The 17,020-nt window shown below is 43.6% G+C and carries 18 protein-coding genes and 3 other annotated features; of the genes, 17 read left to right on the forward strand and 1 reads right to left on the reverse strand.

Annotated elements, in window-relative coordinates:
* Nucleotides 1–4 precede the first annotated feature (4 nt).
* The 15 genes from polA (at nucleotide 5) to VP97_RS07700 (ending at nucleotide 14,574) form a co-directional block, all read left to right on the forward strand.
* Nucleotides 5–2,629, forward strand: coding sequence for a DNA polymerase I (gene polA, locus VP97_RS07630; RefSeq protein WP_050181147.1), 2,625 nt, complete (start codon nucleotides 5–7; stop codon nucleotides 2,627–2,629).
* A 12-nt stretch (nucleotides 2,630–2,641) separates the two neighbouring features.
* A complete protein-coding gene (mutM, locus tag VP97_RS07635) occupies nucleotides 2,642–3,478 on the forward strand; it encodes a DNA-formamidopyrimidine glycosylase (RefSeq protein ID WP_050181148.1) in 837 nt (278 codons plus the stop codon).
* The gene (gene coaE, locus VP97_RS07640) at nucleotides 3,475–4,071 is read left to right on the forward strand and encodes a dephospho-CoA kinase (protein ID WP_050181149.1); all 597 of its coding nucleotides are present in this window, start codon (nucleotides 3,475–3,477) and stop codon (nucleotides 4,069–4,071) included. Before mutM ends, coaE begins: the two co-directional genes overlap by 4 nt.
* Before the next feature lie 136 nt (nucleotides 4,072–4,207).
* Entirely contained in the window at nucleotides 4,208–5,239 is a 1,032-nt protein-coding gene (locus VP97_RS07645) for a glyceraldehyde-3-phosphate dehydrogenase (protein WP_050181150.1), read from the forward strand.
* A 210-nt stretch (nucleotides 5,240–5,449) separates the two neighbouring features.
* Nucleotides 5,450–5,833 carry an adenosylmethionine decarboxylase gene (speD, locus tag VP97_RS07650; RefSeq protein WP_050181151.1) on the forward strand — a complete coding sequence of 128 codons (384 nt, stop codon included), beginning with the start codon at nucleotides 5,450–5,452 and terminating at the stop codon, nucleotides 5,831–5,833.
* A gap of 130 nt (nucleotides 5,834–5,963) precedes the next feature.
* Entirely contained in the window at nucleotides 5,964–6,422 is a 459-nt protein-coding gene (gene nrdR, locus VP97_RS07655; protein WP_050181152.1) for a transcriptional regulator NrdR, read from the forward strand.
* A gap of 66 nt (nucleotides 6,423–6,488) precedes the next feature.
* Nucleotides 6,489–7,892: a replication initiation and membrane attachment family protein gene (locus VP97_RS07660; RefSeq protein ID WP_050181153.1), complete on the forward strand. Its 1,404-nt coding sequence runs from the start codon at nucleotides 6,489–6,491 to the stop codon at nucleotides 7,890–7,892.
* The gene (gene dnaI / locus VP97_RS07665) at nucleotides 7,879–8,814 is read left to right on the forward strand and encodes a primosomal protein DnaI (RefSeq protein WP_050181154.1); all 936 of its coding nucleotides are present in this window, start codon (nucleotides 7,879–7,881) and stop codon (nucleotides 8,812–8,814) included. Before VP97_RS07660 ends, dnaI begins: the two co-directional genes overlap by 14 nt.
* A 47-nt stretch (nucleotides 8,815–8,861) precedes the next feature.
* Nucleotides 8,862–9,082: a binding site (T-box leader), on the forward strand.
* A gap of 51 nt (nucleotides 9,083–9,133) precedes the next feature.
* Nucleotides 9,134–11,065 carry a threonine--tRNA ligase gene (gene thrS, locus VP97_RS07670; RefSeq protein WP_050181155.1) on the forward strand — a complete coding sequence of 644 codons (1,932 nt, stop codon included), beginning with the start codon at nucleotides 9,134–9,136 and terminating at the stop codon, nucleotides 11,063–11,065.
* Between the two features lie 124 nt (nucleotides 11,066–11,189).
* Nucleotides 11,190–11,327: a sequence feature (ribosomal protein L20 leader region), on the forward strand.
* A 53-nt stretch (nucleotides 11,328–11,380) separates the two neighbouring features.
* A complete protein-coding gene (infC, locus tag VP97_RS07675; RefSeq protein WP_156153449.1) occupies nucleotides 11,381–11,899 on the forward strand; it encodes a translation initiation factor IF-3 in 519 nt (172 codons plus the stop codon).
* A 23-nt stretch (nucleotides 11,900–11,922) separates the two neighbouring features.
* On the forward strand, nucleotides 11,923–12,120 hold the full coding sequence (rpmI, locus tag VP97_RS07680) for a 50S ribosomal protein L35 (RefSeq protein ID WP_050181157.1): 198 nt from the start codon (nucleotides 11,923–11,925) through the stop codon (nucleotides 12,118–12,120).
* Nucleotides 12,121–12,156: 36 nt separating this feature from the next.
* Complete coding sequence (gene rplT, locus VP97_RS07685) at nucleotides 12,157–12,513, forward strand: 50S ribosomal protein L20 (RefSeq protein ID WP_050181158.1); 357 nt, start codon at nucleotides 12,157–12,159, stop codon at nucleotides 12,511–12,513.
* Nucleotides 12,514–12,718: 205 nt separating this feature from the next.
* Nucleotides 12,719–12,988, forward strand: a complete 270-nt coding sequence (locus VP97_RS07690) for a DUF1294 domain-containing protein (protein ID WP_050181159.1) — start codon at nucleotides 12,719–12,721, stop codon at nucleotides 12,986–12,988.
* On the forward strand, nucleotides 12,985–13,470 hold the full coding sequence (locus VP97_RS07695; RefSeq protein ID WP_050181160.1) for a dUTP diphosphatase: 486 nt from the start codon (nucleotides 12,985–12,987) through the stop codon (nucleotides 13,468–13,470). The genes VP97_RS07690 and VP97_RS07695 overlap by 4 nt, the downstream gene beginning before the upstream one ends.
* 18 nt (nucleotides 13,471–13,488) lie before the next feature.
* Nucleotides 13,489–14,574, forward strand: a complete 1,086-nt coding sequence (locus VP97_RS07700) for a M42 family metallopeptidase (RefSeq protein ID WP_050181161.1) — start codon at nucleotides 13,489–13,491, stop codon at nucleotides 14,572–14,574.
* 39 nt (nucleotides 14,575–14,613) lie between these two features.
* On the opposite strand, the gene sspI is transcribed toward VP97_RS07700, so the two are convergent.
* Nucleotides 14,614–14,814, reverse strand: coding sequence for a small acid-soluble spore protein SspI (sspI, locus tag VP97_RS07705; RefSeq protein ID WP_050181162.1), 201 nt, complete (start codon nucleotides 14,812–14,814; stop codon nucleotides 14,614–14,616).
* A 92-nt stretch (nucleotides 14,815–14,906) separates the two neighbouring features.
* On the opposite strand from sspI, the gene VP97_RS07710 reads away from it, so the two are divergent.
* Together VP97_RS07710 and pheS are read left to right on the forward strand one after the other, a co-directional pair.
* The gene (locus VP97_RS07710) at nucleotides 14,907–15,662 is read left to right on the forward strand and encodes a TrmH family RNA methyltransferase (protein ID WP_156153441.1); all 756 of its coding nucleotides are present in this window, start codon (nucleotides 14,907–14,909) and stop codon (nucleotides 15,660–15,662) included.
* Between the two features lie 48 nt (nucleotides 15,663–15,710).
* Nucleotides 15,711–15,942 (forward strand) — a binding site (T-box leader).
* A 42-nt stretch (nucleotides 15,943–15,984) separates the two neighbouring features.
* Nucleotides 15,985–17,019: a phenylalanine--tRNA ligase subunit alpha gene (gene pheS, locus VP97_RS07715; RefSeq protein WP_050181164.1), complete on the forward strand. Its 1,035-nt coding sequence runs from the start codon at nucleotides 15,985–15,987 to the stop codon at nucleotides 17,017–17,019.
* The last annotated feature ends 1 nt before the right edge of the window (nucleotide 17,020 follow it).

Consider the following 17,020-nt stretch of genomic DNA (forward strand, 5'->3'; position numbering starts at 1 on the left):
ATGTATGGAAAAAAAATTAGTGCTTATCGATGGCAACAGCATTGCATACCGAGCTTTTTTTGCATTGCCGCTTTTAAGCAATTCAAAAGGCGTGCATACAAATGCAGTATATGGCTTTGCGATGATGCTGAATAAAATGGTGAAAGACGAACAGCCAACTCATATGCTAGTAGCGTTTGACGCAGGCAAAACCACTTTTCGCCACAAAACTTTTACTGAATATAAAGGGACGCGCCAAAAAACGCCGCCTGAGTTATCCGAGCAATTTTCTTATGTGCGTGAACTACTGAAAGCATACAGCATTCCTTATTTTGAATTAGAAAATTACGAGGCGGACGATATTATCGGAACACTGTCTCTTCAAGCAGAAAAAGAAGGATATACAGTCAAGGTTTATTCAGGTGACAAAGACTTAACACAGCTGGCAACAAATAAAACGACAGTATGCATTACCCGCAAAGGGATTACGGACATTGAAGAATATACGCCAGAGCATATTGAAGAAAAATACGGCTTAACCCCTCTTCAAATTATTGATATGAAGGGGCTGATGGGAGATGCCTCCGACAATATTCCCGGTGTGCCGGGCGTTGGTGAAAAAACAGCGATAAAATTGTTGAAGCAGTTTCGCTCTGTTGAAGAATTAATGGAGTCAATTGATCAGGTGAGCGGCGCCAAGCTCAAAGAAAAGCTTGTTGAACACAAAGACAAAGCGGTGATGAGCAAGCAGCTTGCTACTATTTTACGGACAGTGCCAATGGAGCTTGGGATCGAACGGCTTGCTTATAACGGGGCAGACCAGGATAAATTATATGATTTATACCGGGATCTTGAATTTAAAACGTTACTTGACGGCATTCAGCGCACCGAGGCAGCAGAACCCGTAAAAGATGTGGATTTTACAATTGTAAGGGAGCCGGAAGCGTCTTTTTTTGAACAAGCGGATGCTGTATATGTAGAAATGCTCGATGTAAATTACCACCGGTCGCCCATTGCGGGCATTTCGGTATCCGGAAATGGTAAAACAATTTTTATGCCGGGTGAAACGGCTGTATCTTCCTCAGCATTCAAAGAGTGGGCCGAAAACCCGTCCGTTCGAAAAACCGTTTATGATGCAAAAAGAACGGTGATTGCGCTTCGGCGTGCCGGCATTGAATTAGCGGGGATTGACTTTGATGTTTTCCTGGCCTCATATTTAATTAACCCGTCTGAATCACCGGAGGATTTTGCGGCTGTCGCAAAGCTGCATGGCGAAGAAGGCATTGCTTCTGATGAAACCATTTATGGAAAAGGAGCGAAGCTGGCTCTTCCAGACGAACAGGTTTATGCGAGGCATATTAGTGCAAAAGCAGAGGCATTAAGCCGTCTTGATGACACGTGTCGGCAGGAATTAACCCAAAACGATCAAAACCAGCTGTTTGATGAGCTGGAGCTCCCGCTTGCCCTTATTTTAGCAGATATGGAGTCAGAGGGCATTCGGGTGGATGTAGACCGGTTAAATGAAATGGGTACAGAATTGAAAAAACGACTGGCTCAAATGGAACAAACGATTCACGAGCTTGCCGGAACAGATTTTAATATTAATTCACCAAAGCAGCTTGGCGTCATTTTGTTTGAAAAGCTGGGGCTTCCGCCAATTAAAAAAACAAAAACCGGCTATTCCACTTCTGCAGACGTGTTGGAAAAGCTGGCGCCATCTCATGAAATTGTGCAGCACATATTAGATTACCGGCAAATTGGCAAGCTTCAGTCGACGTATATTGAAGGGCTGCTAAAAGTGGCGGATCCAGCTACACATAAAATTCATACCCGCTTTAACCAGGCTTTGACCCAGACAGGACGATTAAGCTCGACCGACCCCAACCTGCAAAACATTCCGATCCGTTTAGAGGAAGGACGAAAAATCCGGCAGGCATTCGTTCCGGAAAAAGAAGATTCTGTTCTGTTTGCGGCTGACTATTCCCAAATCGAGCTTCGGGTTCTGGCGCATATCAGCAGAGATGAAAAGCTCATTGATGCTTTTCAGCAGGGACTCGACATCCATACAGCAACCGCTATGGAGGTCTTTCACGTGGAAGAAGAGGGAGTCACCTCCAATATGCGACGCCAGGCAAAAGCAGTCAATTTCGGTATTGTGTATGGAATCAGTGATTACGGCTTGTCTCAAAGCCTTGGTATTACACGCAAGGATGCCGCTGCTTTTATTGAACGTTATTTAAACACGTATCCTGGTGTGAAAGAATACATGGACTCGGCTATCCGTGGAGCAAAAGAAAAAGGATACGTAACGACATTGCTAAACCGCCGCCGTTACATTCCTGAAGTAACCAGCCGGAATTTTAATTTGCGCTCTTTTGGTGAACGTACAGCGATGAACACGCCGATTCAAGGAAGTGCCGCTGATATTATTAAAAAAGCGATGATTGATACAGCAGAGCGTCTGGAACGGGAAGGCTTAACGTCCAAGCTTTTGCTGCAGGTGCATGATGAACTGATTTTTGATGTACCAAAAGAAGAAATTGAACAAATGGAGCGTATTGTGCCGGATGTAATGGAACATGCTTTTGAGCTCGATGTACCGCTCAAAGTGGATTATTCATTTGGTCCGACATGGTACGATGCCAAGTAAGGAGAGAGAAACATGCCGGAATTACCGGAGGTTGAAACCGTCCGCCGTACGCTCTTGGAACTTGCGGCGGGCAAAACGATTGCCAGTGTCGATGTGCGCTGGCCAAAGATGATTAAACAGCCCGAAGCAGATGCTTTTCGGGATGCACTAATCGGTGAAACGATTCAGTCAATCGATCGAAGAGGGAAGTTTTTGATTTTCCAGCTTGATCATTATGCCCTTATTTCTCATTTGCGGATGGAAGGTAAATTTAGTGTTAATCACTCTTCAGACCCTGAGGCACCTCATACGCATGTTGTTTTTACATTTACAGATAACACCGAGCTTCGGTACCGTGATGTTCGTAAATTTGGCACGATGCATTTAACAGCAAAAGGAACGGAACACGAGCTGGCTTCGTTGAGGGTGCTGGGACCTGAACCATTTGATGAACGTTTTACGGCCGAACATTTATATGAAAAACTGCAAAAAACATCACGTCAAGTCAAAACGGCTCTTTTAGATCAAATAATCGTTACAGGGCTTGGCAACATTTATGTAGATGAAGTGCTGTTTCGGTCACGCGTGCATCCGCACCGGCTTGGCCGGACGATTACAAAGAATGAAGCAAGGGATATTCATCAGCATACGATTTCCGTGCTGGCAGAGGCGGTTGAGCGGGGGGGAAGCACCATTCGCACGTATGTAAACAGTCAGGGACAGAAAGGAACATTTCAAGAAGTGCTGAATGTATATGGTCGTGCAGGAGAAGCGTGTGTAGAGTGTGGAGCAGAGATTGTCAAAACAAAAACGGGTGGGCGCGGCACCCACGTTTGCCTTCATTGTCAGCCGCTGGAGCATCCTTTATGATTATTGGATTAACGGGTGGGATTGCAAGCGGAAAAAGCACAGTCAGCGATATGTTAAAAGAAAAAGGCTTTCCTGTAATTGATGCTGATATTGCGGCTCGCGCTGTTGTTGAACCGGGCCAGCCGGCTCTGCAAAAAATTGCCGATACATTCGGTCGGGACATATTGAGCTCAGACGGAACGTTAAACCGGGAAAAGCTCGGCTCTGTTATTTTTCATGATGAGGAGAAGCGAAAGCAATTAAATGAAATTGTACATCCTGCTGTACGCGCCTGGATGATGGCGGAAAAGGATAAAGCGATAGATAAAGGACATAAAACCATTGTTTTTGACGTTCCACTTCTTTTTGAAAGCAAGCTCACATGGATGGCGGATCGTACATTGCTTATTTACGTTGCTCCCCCTATTCAACTAGAAAGGCTGATGAAGCGTAATGGTTATACAGAAGAAGAAGCATCAGCCCGTATTGCGTCTCAAATGCCCATTGAAGAAAAAAAAGAACTAGCTGATGACATAATCGACAACAGTGGAACAAAAGAGGAAACAGCGAAGCAGCTGGAACAATGGCTTGCCCGATTAGGAATTGATTCTTAATCGGGTCTTTTTTTGTCCCCTTCTAAAAAAAATTCAATAAGTGGGACATTTATTGTTCCATTGTCGATGAAATATGTTATACTAAATTCAGTTAATTAATATAAAGTATAACATTATTAGTAGGAGGGGCTTTTTTATGACAAAAGCAAAAGTAGCAATTAACGGATTTGGACGTATTGGACGTATGGTGTTTCGTAAAGCCATTTTAGAAGACAATCTTGATATTATTGCGGTAAACGCCAGTTATCCAGCCGAAACACTTGCACATTTGCTTAAATATGATACAAATCATGGCAAATTTGAAGGAGATATTCAAATTGACGAAAAAGCCCTTATCGTAAATGGGAAGCGCGTTCAGCTTCTGTCCAGCCGTGATCCGCTTGAGCTTCCATGGGGTGAACTTGAGATAGATATTGTAATTGAAGCAACAGGGAAATTTAATGCTCGTGATAAAGCAGCCCTTCACCTGCAGGCAGGAGCCAAAAAAGTGATTTTGACTGCGCCTGGCAAAGAGGAAGATGTAACGATTGTAATGGGTGTTAATGAAGAAGTACTTGATATTGACAATCACCATATTATTTCCAATGCATCCTGCACAACAAATTGTCTTGCGCCGGTAGCAAAAGTGCTTGATGACCAATTTGGCATCGAAAATGGCTTGATGACAACTGTACATGCTTACACAAATGACCAAAAAAATATTGATAATCCACATAAAGATCTGCGCCGCGCCCGTGCATGCGCTCAGTCTATTATTCCTACTTCAACAGGAGCAGCGAAAGCACTTTCTCTTGTGCTGCCGCAGTTAAAAGGAAAAGTGCATGGAATGGCCCTGCGTGTGCCAACTTCTAATGTTTCACTGGTTGACCTTGTTGTTGATGTGAAAAAGCCGGTAACAGTAGAAGAAGTAAACGAAGCCTTTCAAAAAGCAGCGGCAGGTCCATTGAATGGTATTCTTGGCTTTACGGAAGAGCCGCTTGTATCGGTTGATTTTAATACAAATCCTCATTCTTCTACGATTGATGGCCTGACTACGATGGTGATGGGTGAAACAAAAGTAAAAGTGCTCGCCTGGTACGATAATGAGTGGGGATACTCCTGCCGTGTTGTCGATCTTGCTCAGTTTGTTGCGAAAGAAATGAAGAAAGAAGCTTACGTTCCAGCTTAAGTATCCCATACATAAGCTCCGGTGCCGTCCGGAGCTTTTTTGTTTGAAAAAAATAGAGAAACTTGTTGCAAAATGTTGTGACAGGTCGTATACTCAACTTTGTGAAATAAATGCTTAAAGGGTTAGGACCTCTTCGGACTAACTTTCCCCCGTGGCAGTGATCACTTTTACAATTGATTCAAAAAATACTTTGTAAAAGGGGGAACGATCATGGAAACAATGGGTCGTCACGTCATTTCAGAATTATGGGGCTGCAATTTTGACAAATTAAACGATATGGAAGTCATCGAGAGAACGTTTGTCGACGCCGCTCTTAAGTCAGGTGCGGAAATTCGCGAAGTCGCGTTCCACAAGTTTGCTCCGCAGGGAGTTAGTGGAGTCGTCATCATCTCCGAGTCTCATTTAACGATTCACAGCTTCCCGGAACATGGATATGCTAGTATTGATGTTTATACATGTGGGGATCTTGATCCGAACATTGCTGCCAACTATATTGCAGATGCGCTTGAAGCTGAAACCCGCGAAACAATTGAAATGCCGCGCGGTATGGGTCCTGTGCGCACGCAACTTAAAGAAACTGCAAATGCGCTGTAAACAAAACGGGGTGTATGAACTTTCATACACCTCTTTTTTATTTTCATAAAGTCTCTTTTTTAGTATGATAATGAGTAAGAACAAACCAGCACATTGAAGGATATAAATAAAATCGGAGTTGATTAAAGCCATGATTTGCCCTGACTGCCGTTTTAACGGGACGAAAGTTGTTGATTCGCGCCCGGCAGATGACGGGCATTCCATCCGCCGGCGCCGTGAATGCGAAAAATGCGGCTACCGGTTTACGACATTTGAACGTGTAGAGCATATGCCGCTCATCGTTGTAAAAAAAGAAGGAATGCGCGAAGAATTTAACCGCGAAAAAATGCTTCGCGGATTAATAAAAGCATGTGAGAAGCGTCCGGTTCCGCTTGGAACGCTTGAGAAAATAACTGCAGATATTGAACAGGAACTGCGCTCAAAAGGTACATCGGAAGTACAGTCAGATGAAATTGGTGAAATGGTGATGGACCGCCTTGCAGACATTGACGAAGTAGCGTATGTTCGCTTTGCATCGGTTTATCGGCAGTTTAAAGATATTAATGTGTTTTTGGATGAATTAAAAGAAATCATTAACAAAGAAAAATAAACTCCCGGGAGAAACATGGCTCCGGGCTTTTTTCTTCTTATTTAAGAAAACTTTGAGGTGAAGAACATGAATCGGCACTGGAATGAAATGCAGCCCGCCGATGCTTACAGGGTAACAGTATCTGGCTGCGTGGACAGCCTTGAACAAAAAGTGATGGCGCTGTTGTACCAGCCGCTAATTGGCGCCCAGGCGCTCAGCTTATATATGACCATGTACGCGGAAGTAGAGGATGGCAAGCTGTCATCTGATAGTGCCCTGCACTATCACTTAATGAATACACTCGGCTGCAGTCCGCAGCAAATATATGAAGATCGGCTGAAGCTTGAAGGAATCGGCTTACTAAAAACATATGTAAAAAAAGCAGAGGAAAACCGGGAATTTCTTTATGAACTGCTGTCTCCGCTTGCGCCAGACCAGTTTTTTACAGACGGACTTTTAAATGTTTTTCTTTATCGAAAAATCGGCCGGCCTCATTTTTTACGGCTCAAACGGATGTTTTGTGACCGGGAAGCAAAGTCATCGGATTATCGCGAGGTGACACATGCATTCCCAGATGTATTTTCGACAGGGTATGCCGATGCGCAGGAAGCAGAACAAGAAAGCATGCCGGAGCCTGGCAGCCGATTCGCTTCAAAGGGGGCAAAAGCAGGACCCGTTTTAAATGAGTCATTCGATTTTTCAGAGCTTGAGCGTGCACTCAAGGATGCGCTTATTCCCGCGTCTTCCTTAACGCCGTTTATTAAAGAAACGATAAAAAAATTGTCTTTTTTGTATGGGATCAAAGCGCTGGATATGAAAAACCTGGTTTTGTCTTCTTTGAATGAGCAGGATGAAATTGATGTAGACGAGCTTCGAAAGTCTGCACGTAACGCGTACCAGTTTGAGTCAGGCGGCCGTCTTCCTGACATGACGCCGCGTATGGGAAGCCCCGAACATAAAGAAGTAGTTCAGCCGAAAACGCAGGAAGAAAAGCTGATTTTTCATTGTGAATCGGTCACACCTTATCAAATGATGATCGATATATCAGATAGAGCGCCTTCATCTGTTGATATGAAGCTGATTGAACAGGTGATGCTTCAATACGATTTTACGCCAGGTGTGATGAATGCACTTATTCAATATGTTATGCTGAGATCAAATATGAAGCTGTCGAAAAGCTTTATGGACAAAATTGCTGCTCAGTGGGCGCGTAAAAAAGTGAAAACAGCCAAAGAAGGCATTGAACTGGCGAGAAGCGAGCAAAAGCAATCAAAGGAATGGACGTCCAGTAAATCAAAAGCCGGCCAAAAACCGAATGTGAGAGCCACCCGTATAGAAAGAATGCCGGACTGGCTTCAGGAAAAAGATCAAAAGTCTAAACGCTCTCCAGAAGAAGAGAAAGCACTTGAGAAAGAAAGCCGTGAACTTGAAGAGAGAATTAAAAATAGGCAGCGAAGAAGGCAGGCGATGAAGACAAATGAAAAGGATTAATGAAAGTTTAAAGAAAATGACAAATTCGCTTGATTTTCAATCGCGCTTTGAGGCTATGCGAAATGAAATTTTAAGCGATCCGTCTATTAGAAATTTTATTGAGAAAAATAAAAGTGATTTATCTGATGAGGCGATCCAAAAAAATTTGGTGAAACTATATGAGTATAAGACTCAAAGTAAAAAATGTGATAAATGCCCAAGCCTTTCTCAATGTATAAACATCATGCAAGGCTTTGAGCCGGAATTGTTGTGGCGTCGAGGAAGAGTAGAGCTGGATTACCATCGTTGCTCGCGAAAAATAAATGACGACCAGAAAAAAGAGAATGAAAAATTAATTAAAAGTTTGTATGTGCCAAAAAATATACTTAATGCCAGATTTGATGACCTGGATTTTAAAGATCCTGATCGACATAATGCAATAAAAGCAGCAGAAGAATTTGTCGAGAACTATATAAAAGATAAGCAAACGAAAGGCCTGTACATTTACGGAGCGTTTGGCGTGGGCAAGTCATATTTGTTAGGCGCTATCGCAAATGATCTGGCTGAGGAAAATAATACATCTTCACTTATCATGTACTTTCCGGAATTTGTAAGGGAAATGAAGCAATCTTTAAGTGATCAATCACTGGATAGTAAGCTGGAGAAAGTAAAAAGTGCGCCAGTGCTTATGATAGATGATATTGGAGCCGAGTCTATGTCCAGCTGGGTACGCGATGATATCTTAGGAACGATTCTTCAGTTTAGAATGCTTGAAAATCTGCCAACGCTTTTTACATCTAATTTTAAGCTTGACGATTTAGAATACCATCTTACTTACTCACAACGTGGAGAACAAGAAGGGCTAAAAGCAAAGCGGATCATGGAGCGCATTAAATATCTGGCGCTTCCGGTTGAAATGGCCGGTATGAACCGCCGTCATTAAAACTCATGCTTGATTTTGAATGAACGGGAGACTATAATAACGTCATACGAAAAGCGAAGACAGGGACATGTTTTATTTGAGACGTCTACAGAGAGGGAAAGCAAAAGAGCTGCAACTTTCCCGTCGGACCAAATAAATTCACCACCCTCGAGCTCTGCTTCTGAACCTGAAAGTAAGAAGCGGCGGCACCAGACCGTTATCTGACTGCAATTGAGCCAGGGATTCCCTGGAAAGTTGGGTGGAACCGCGATTAAACCTCGCCCCTTCATTTATGGAGGAGCGGGGTTTTTTGTCGTTTAAAAAGAAGGAGGAAACACATATGTCGATTCAATTAACATTCCCAGATGGCGCTGTAAAGGAATTTCCGTCTGGAACAACAATGGAAGAAGTGGCGCAGTCAATCAGCCCGGGTCTGCGTAAAAAAGCACTTGCGGGAAAAGTCTCAGGTCAGTTTATTGATTTAAAAACACCAATCGAGCAGGATGGCGCGATTGAAATTATCACACCGGAGCATGCGGATGCGCTTGAAGTGCTGCGCCACAGTACAGCGCACTTGATGGCTCAGGCAATCAAGCGTGTTTATGGAGCTGATAAAGTCAAGCTTGGTGTTGGGCCGGTTATCGAGGGCGGCTTTTACTATGACATTGATCTTGACGAATCTATTACACCAGAAGATTTGCCGAAAATTGAAAAAGAAATGAAAAAGATCATTAACGAAAATGTGCCAGTTATCCGTAAAGAAGTGTCACGTGTGGAAGCAGAGCAGTTTTTCAAAGAAATCAATGATGAATATAAACTGGAGCTTCTCCAGGCGATTCCAGCGGACGAAACCGTAACACTTTATGAGCAGGGTGATTTCACTGATTTATGTCGCGGTGTGCACGTTCCGTCAACGGGAAAATTAAAAGAATTCAAGCTGCTGAATATTGCCGGTGCATACTGGCGCGGAAATTCCGATAATAAAATGCTTCAGCGCATTTATGGAACAGCTTTCTTTAAAAAGGAAGACCTTGAACATCACTTGAAGATGATTGAAGAAGCAAAAGAGCGCGATCACCGCAAAATCGGAAAAGAGCTTGATTTGTTTACCAATTCTCAGAAAGTTGGACAGGGTCTGCCGCTCTGGCTGCCAAAAGGCGCAACAATACGCCGTATTATTGAGCGCTATATCGTCGATAAAGAAGTAAGCCTTGGCTATGATCACGTATATACTCCGGTGCTTGGAAGCGTTGAATTGTATAAAACAAGCGGCCATTGGGGGCATTATCAAGAAGGCATGTTTCCGGCGATGGAAATGGATAATGAAGATCTTGTGCTTCGCCCAATGAACTGCCCGCATCATATGATGATTTACAAAAATGATATTCACAGCTATCGTGAGCTGCCAATTCGTATTGCGGAACTGGGTACGATGCACCGCTATGAAATGTCAGGAGCGCTCGCTGGCCTTCAGCGCGTTCGCGGTATGACATTAAATGATGCTCATATTTTTGTTCGCCCAGATCAGATCAAAGAGGAATTAAAGCGTGTTGTTGAATTGATACTCGCTGTGTACGAGGATTTCGGCTTGAACGATTATTCATTCCGTCTGTCTTATCGTGATCCGGAAAACACTGAAAAATATTACAATGATGATGAAATGTGGGAAAAAGCACAGGCGATGCTGAAAGAAGCAATGGATGATTTTGGAATGGAATATGTTGAGGCAGAAGACGAAGCGGCATTTTACGGGCCGAAGCTTGATGTACAGGTGAAAACAGCGCTTGGTAAAGAAGAAACGTTGTCTACTGTGCAGCTGGATTTCCTTCTTCCGGAACGCTTTGACTTAACGTATGTCGGGGAAGATGGCAAGCAGCACCGTCCGGTCGTTATTCATCGTGGTGTTGTTTCCACAATGGAACGCTTTGTTGCGTTTTTGATTGAGGAATACAAAGGGGCATTCCCAACATGGCTTGCACCTGTGCAGGTTCAAATCATTCCTGTTTCCAATGAGGTTCACTACGACTATGCAAGAAAATTACAGGATGAGCTGAAGGCAGCCGGTATCCGTGTCGAGATGGACAGCCGTGAAGAAAAGCTTGGCTACAAAATCCGTGAATCACAAATGAAGAAAATTCCATACATGCTTGTTGTTGGTGATAAAGAACTTGAGGGCGGTACGGTGAATGTCCGCAAGTATGGTGAACAGAAGTCTGAAACAATGTCTTTTGACGCTTTCCGCGACCTTGTTCAAAAAGAAGGCAAACGTTAAGAAAAAAACTATTGTTTTTTTTGAAAAGCAATGGTATTATTTAAAACGTTGGTTCTTTCAATTTGTTTTCTGGACATTTGAAAGACGATATGATATAGTTACTTAGGTGAATAAAACACGTAATAAAAGAAAGCAGAAGCACCCGCTTCTCACCTCGTCTGGCAAACAAGCTGGCAGGTTGACATGGTAAACGACTAAGCTGACTCGTTCAGCTTTTTACTGGCGGGGCATCTACTTCTAGATGTCTCGCTTTTTTCATGCTGCAGTGCGCTTCTCTTTTAACCAGTGTTTTTTAAAATGACCCGGAGGTGGCTTATTATTAGCAAAGACATGAATTTAAACGAAGGCATTCGTGCCCGTGAAGTACGCTTGATCGATCAAAACGGCGATCAGCTCGGCATCAAACAAAAACGCGAAGCACTTGAAATTGCTGCCCGCGTAAATCTTGATCTTGTACTTGTTGCTCCGAATGCGAAACCACCTGTAGCCCGTATCATGGACTACGGCAAATTCAAATTCGAACAGCAGAAGAAAGAGAAAGAAGCCCGCAAAAACCAGAAAATCATCCAATTAAAAGAAGTGCGCTTCAGTCCAACGATTGATGACCACGATTTTAATACCAAGCTTCGCAATGCGATTAAGTTCTTGGAAAAAGGTGACAAAGTAAAAGCATCGATCCGATTCAAAGGACGTGCGATTACGCATAAAGAAATCGGCCAGCGTGTACTTGACCGCTTTGCAGAAGCGTGCAAGGACGTTGCGACTGTTGAGTCCAAGCCGAAAATGGACGGCCGTAGTATGTTCCTTATTATGGCGCCTAAAAACGAAAAGTAAACCAGTTTGAGGAGGAAGACGAAATGCCAAAAATGAAAACTCACCGTGGTTCTGCCAAACGTTTCAAGAAAACAGGTTCAGGTAAACTGAAACGTTCACATGGTTACACAAGCCACTTGTTTGCAAACAAATCTACTAAACAAAAACGTAAATTGCGTAAAAGCGCAATGGTTTCTAAAGGCGATTTCAAACGCATTCGCCACATGCTTGACAATCTGTAAGAAAAATTTTTGTAACATCACTAGGAGGGAAATAGTATGCCACGCGTAAAAGGCGGTACTGTAACACGCAAACGTCGTAAAAAGGTTCTTAAATTAGCAAAAGGTTATTTCGGTTCGAAACATCGTTTATATAAAGTTGCCAACCAACAAGTTATGAAATCCCTGCAATATGCATACCGGGATCGCCGTAACAAAAAACGTGACTTCCGCAAATTGTGGATCACTCGTATCAACGCAGCTGCTCGCACAAACGGTCTTTCTTATAGCCGTTTAATGCACGGTTTGAAGCTTGCTGGTATCGAAGTGAACCGCAAAATGCTTGCTGATCTTGCTGTTAGCGATTCACAAGCATTTGCACAGCTTGCAGACGCTGCAAAAAAACAACTAGGTTAATAACCTCAAAACCGTCCTGATTGATCAGGGCGGTTTTTTCGTATACATAAACATCATCTGTGACGCTGAAGACCCAAGACGAGTAGAATATGGGCTGAATTGCTGGTCCATCATCTTGTCGTTTTTTTAAAAAAGAGAAAGGGGCCGTTCTCCAAATTAGGCTGTTTCGGGAAAAGTTTGTTAAAATAAAGAAGGAGGAAAGCAGATGTCTATTGTTTTTATTTATTTTATCTTTATAAACTTTATCGCTTATCTTACAATGGCAAATGACAAAAAAAAGGCTCAGAAGCGGCTTTATCGAACCAGGGAAAGGACGCTCTGGCTGCTGGCTTTGCTTGGTGGTGCGCCCGGCGGATGGGTCGCCATGCAGACGTATCGGCATAAAACAAAGCATGCATCCTTTAAATATGGAATGCCGCTCCTTGCTGTGCTTGATTTGATCGTGTTAGCCATGATAGGAGGAACAGCCATTTGAATATGAATACATTGTTTCACATGCAGCGCGGACTTGATTCTTACATAGAAAAAGAGCATAACCTGGAAGGAACCGACCTGTTTGACCAAAAGGTGCTTGCTCTGCTTGTTGAAATAGGCGAACTGGCCAATGAAACCCGCTGCTTTAAATTTTGGAGTACAAAAGGTCCTTCAGATCGAAGTGTAATTTTAGAGGAATTCGTAGATGGCGTCCATTTTATTTTATCACTCGGTATTTTAACAAATTGGACAGATACCACTCCGGCGTCTCAGCAGCCTGCTAAAACGGTGACTGATCAGTTTTTGCTGGTGACAGGAGCGATTCATGCCTTTCACCAAAGCAAAACAAAGAAAGCTTATCAATTACTAATGAACCGCTTTTTCACACTGGGTGATATGCTTGGGTTTTCAACAAAAGAAGTGGAAGAAGCGTATATTGCCAAAAATGAAGTAAACTATAAACGCCAGCAATCGGGCTACTAAGAAAGGGGATTTTATTTAATGAAGAAACTGGATGAAACATTGACGATGCTAAAAGAGTTAACCGACGCAAAGGGGATTGCCGGAAATGAACGTGAAGCACGTGAAGTGATGCAAAAGTATATCGAGCCATTCGCTGAAGAAGTCACAACAGATGGGCTTGGCAGCTTGATTGCGAAAAAAACAGGAGATGCAAACGGACCCAAAATTATGGTGGCTGGACACCTGGATGAAGTCGGCTTTATGGTTACACGCATTGATGACAAGGGATTCATTCGTTTTCAAACCGTTGGCGGATGGTGGAGCCAGGTTATGCTCGCGCAGCGTGTGACAATCGTGACCCGTAAAGGAGATGTAACGGGCGTGATCGGTTCAAAGCCGCCGCATATTTTGCCGGCTGAAGCACGCAAAAAACCGGTTGATATTAAAGATATGTTTATCGATATTGGAGCATCAAGTCGTGAAGAAGCTTCAGAATGGGGCGTGCGTCCTGGCGACATGGTCGTTCCATACTTTGAATTTACCGTTATGAATAATGAAAAAATGCTCCTTGCTAAAGCATGGGATAACCGAATTGGCTGTGCGATTGCCATTGATGTGATGAAATATGTGAAGGATAAACAACATGCGAATATTGTTTACGGTGTTGGGACTGTACAGGAAGAGGTCGGTCTGCGTGGAGCGAAAACGTCCGCTCACCAAATCGGTCCGGATATCGCGTTTGGTGTTGATGTCGGCATTGCCGGCGACACACCGGGCGTAACGGAAAAAGAAGCAATGGGTAAAATGGGCAAAGGCCCGCAAATCATTTTGTATGATGCATCGATGGTATCCCACAAAGGACTGCGTGACTTTGTAACAGACGTAGCAGATGAATTGAATATTCCTTATCAATTTGACGCTATGGCAGGCGGCGGAACAGATTCCGGGGAAATTCATAAAACAGGCAACGGTGTTCCGTCATTGTCTGTGACGATTGCTACACGCTATATTCATTCTCATGCAGCTATGCTTCACCGTGATGATTATGAAAATGCTGTAAAGCTGCTTGGAGAAGTTATCCTTCGCCTTGACCGCGATACGGTTAATACCATCACTTTTGATTGAAAATAAAACCGCTCACAGCGCTGTGAGCGGTTTTTAATGTTACTGAAGAGCTGATGCCATACGTTCTAACACAACTTTTTGCTCTTCCGTTGTGCTTTTTTTCCAGAAAAGTTCAAGCATCACACCAAGACCTGGAAGTGTTTTTTCTTCGCCATTTGAAATGGCATCCTGAATAACAGCCGATAATTCATTTGGGTTTTGTCCGTTTAAATTTTGAATAATAGCGCCTCGTAAATTCATGTGTATCCCTCCTTGTTTTGATTATTTTTACCACTACAGCGCCCATTATACAGAGAAATGCTATAATGGATTACGGCGAAAGGAGAATGACATTGACTTACATTCAATCCGTAAACAACACGCATATAAAACAGCTGAATAAACTATGGACAAAAAAAGAACGGGATAAAACAGGCCTCTATATGCTTGAAGGCTTTCATCTTGTGGAAGAGGCGCTTCGCTATAAAGACCAAATAGAGGAACTTCTTTTATCAGAAAAAGCAGCAGTACCCGCATCATGGAATATAGATAATATAAACGTGACGATGATTTCGGAAGAGGTAGCGAAAAAGCTTTCTGACACTGAAAACGGCCAGGGTGTTTTTGCAGTGTGCAGAAAACAGGAATCAGCAGGGCTGCCGGCAGGAAAAACGTTTCTGATGCTTGATGCTGTCCAGGACCCGGGCAACATTGGCACGATGATCCGGACTGCTGATGCAGCCGGGATTGATGCGGTGCTGCTCAGCCATGGATCTGCTGATCTATTCAATCCAAAAGTGCTTCGTTCTGCACAGGGAAGCCATTTTCACCTGCCTATTGTCAGCATGGATTTAATCGAAGCGGCCGAGGAACTTCAAAAGCGAGATATTCCCGTGTACGGAACGGCTTTAGATGGAGCATCGGATTACAGACAAGAACAGGCGGGACCGTTTGCATTGATTGTGGGCAACGAAGGAAATGGCGTGCGTCCAGAGCTTTTAGCAAAAACAACAAAAAATGTATACATTCCGATTTTCGGACAAAGCGAATCGCTGAACGTTGCAGTGGCAGCCGGCATCCTTCTTTATCATTTTCGGGAAAACAATTGAATTCTAAAAATGGGTTGTCTATAATAAGAAAGTATAAAATTTGATAATTAAAAGGCAATGACGGAGAAAAGTACGCCATCCTTCTTTTTTTAGGAAGAAAATGCCCTGACTGAAAGCATTTTTAAAAAGAAATGGCTGAAGTTCACCTCCCGAGCCGGTGCTTGGACCACACTCGTGTAAAGGCATACCGGTTTTTACCGTTATCTGAATGAAGTGAATACGTGTTTTTTTTGCGTATTAAAAAGGGTGGTACCGCGATATCAAAAGCCTCGTCCCTTTCCGGGAACGGGGCTTTTTTTGTTGCCAAAAAGGAGGAAAAAACGTGGAAGAACAGTTGAAAGGGCTGCAGGAAGAAGCGATTTTAAAAGCAGCGGCTGCACAGGATTTAAAGGAACTGAATGATGTACGCGTAGCGTATCTTGGCAAAAAAGGGCCTGTAACAGAAGTGCTAAAAGGCATGGGCAAGCTGTCGGCAGAAGAGCGTCCGAAAATGGGAGCGCTTGTGAATGTCGTGCGTGAAGCGATCACAAAAGCGATTGAATCAAAGCAGGCTTCTCTAGAGTCTGAAGCCATTCAAAAACAGCTGGCAGAGGAATCCATTGATGTGACACTGCCGGGCCGTCCAGTGAAACTTGGCGGACATCATCCGCTTACGCGTGTGACCGAAGAAATTGAAGACTTGTTTATTGGTATGGGTTACAAAGTAGCGGAAGGACCGGAAGTGGAGCAGGATTATTACAACTTCGAAGCACTTAACCTGCCAAAAGGTCATCCGGCGCGTGATATGCAGGATACCTTTTACATTACACCAGAGTTGTTAATGCGTACGCACACGTCACCGGTGCAGGTACGGACGATGCTTGAGCATGCAGGTAAAGGACCCGTTAAAATTATTTGTCCGGGTAAAGTGTATCGCCGCGACAGCGATGATGCGACGCATTCCCACCAATTCAATCAGATTGAAGGGCTTGTGGTTGGCGAAAACATCCGCATGAGTGACTTGAAAGGCACACTGGATGCGTTCGCAAAGAAAATGTTTGGTGAAGACCGCGAAATCCGCCTTCGTCCAAGCTTTTTCCCGTTCACTGAGCCATCTGTTGAAGTAGATGTCAGCTGCATGTGCGGCGGCAAAGGATGCTCGATCTGCAAGGGCACTGGCTGGATTGAAGTGCTTGGTGCCGGAATGGTACATCCAAATGTACTGGAAATGGCCGGTTTTGATTCAAATGTGTACTCCGGCTTTGCATTCGGCATGGGGCAGGAGCGCATTGCCATGCTGAAGTACGGCATTGATGATATCCGCCACTTTTACACGAACGACCTGCGTTTCTTAAAGCAATTTTCTGTACATGAATAAG

It is taken from the genome of Domibacillus robiginosus, from assembly GCF_000966195.1.
In the GTDB taxonomy this organism is placed as follows: Bacteria; Bacillota; Bacilli; order Bacillales; family Domibacillaceae; genus Domibacillus; species Domibacillus robiginosus.

Excerpts from the sequence above, each read along its gene's own strand:
- polA (WP_050181147.1), top strand. The coding sequence starts at position 5 with ATGGAAAAAAAATTAGTGCTTATCGATGGCAACAGCATTGCATACCGA.
- mutM (WP_050181148.1), top strand. The coding sequence starts at position 2,642 with ATGCCGGAATTACCGGAGGTTGAAACCGTCCGCCGTACGCTCTTGGAA.
- coaE (WP_050181149.1), top strand. The coding sequence starts at position 3,475 with ATGATTATTGGATTAACGGGTGGGATTGCAAGCGGAAAAAGCACAGTC.
- VP97_RS07645 (WP_050181150.1), top strand. The coding sequence starts at position 4,208 with ATGACAAAAGCAAAAGTAGCAATTAACGGATTTGGACGTATTGGACGT.
- speD (WP_050181151.1), top strand. The coding sequence starts at position 5,450 with ATGGAAACAATGGGTCGTCACGTCATTTCAGAATTATGGGGCTGCAAT.
- nrdR (WP_050181152.1), top strand. The coding sequence starts at position 5,964 with ATGATTTGCCCTGACTGCCGTTTTAACGGGACGAAAGTTGTTGATTCG.
- VP97_RS07660 (WP_050181153.1), top strand. The coding sequence starts at position 6,489 with ATGAATCGGCACTGGAATGAAATGCAGCCCGCCGATGCTTACAGGGTA.
- dnaI (WP_050181154.1), top strand. The coding sequence starts at position 7,879 with ATGAAAAGGATTAATGAAAGTTTAAAGAAAATGACAAATTCGCTTGAT.
- thrS (WP_050181155.1), top strand. The coding sequence starts at position 9,134 with ATGTCGATTCAATTAACATTCCCAGATGGCGCTGTAAAGGAATTTCCG.
- rpmI (WP_050181157.1), top strand. The coding sequence starts at position 11,923 with ATGCCAAAAATGAAAACTCACCGTGGTTCTGCCAAACGTTTCAAGAAA.
- rplT (WP_050181158.1), top strand. The coding sequence starts at position 12,157 with ATGCCACGCGTAAAAGGCGGTACTGTAACACGCAAACGTCGTAAAAAG.
- VP97_RS07690 (WP_050181159.1), top strand. The coding sequence starts at position 12,719 with ATGTCTATTGTTTTTATTTATTTTATCTTTATAAACTTTATCGCTTAT.
- VP97_RS07700 (WP_050181161.1), top strand. The coding sequence starts at position 13,489 with ATGAAGAAACTGGATGAAACATTGACGATGCTAAAAGAGTTAACCGAC.
- sspI (WP_050181162.1), bottom strand. The coding sequence starts at position 14,814 with ATGAATTTACGAGGCGCTATTATTCAAAATTTAAACGGACAAAACCCA.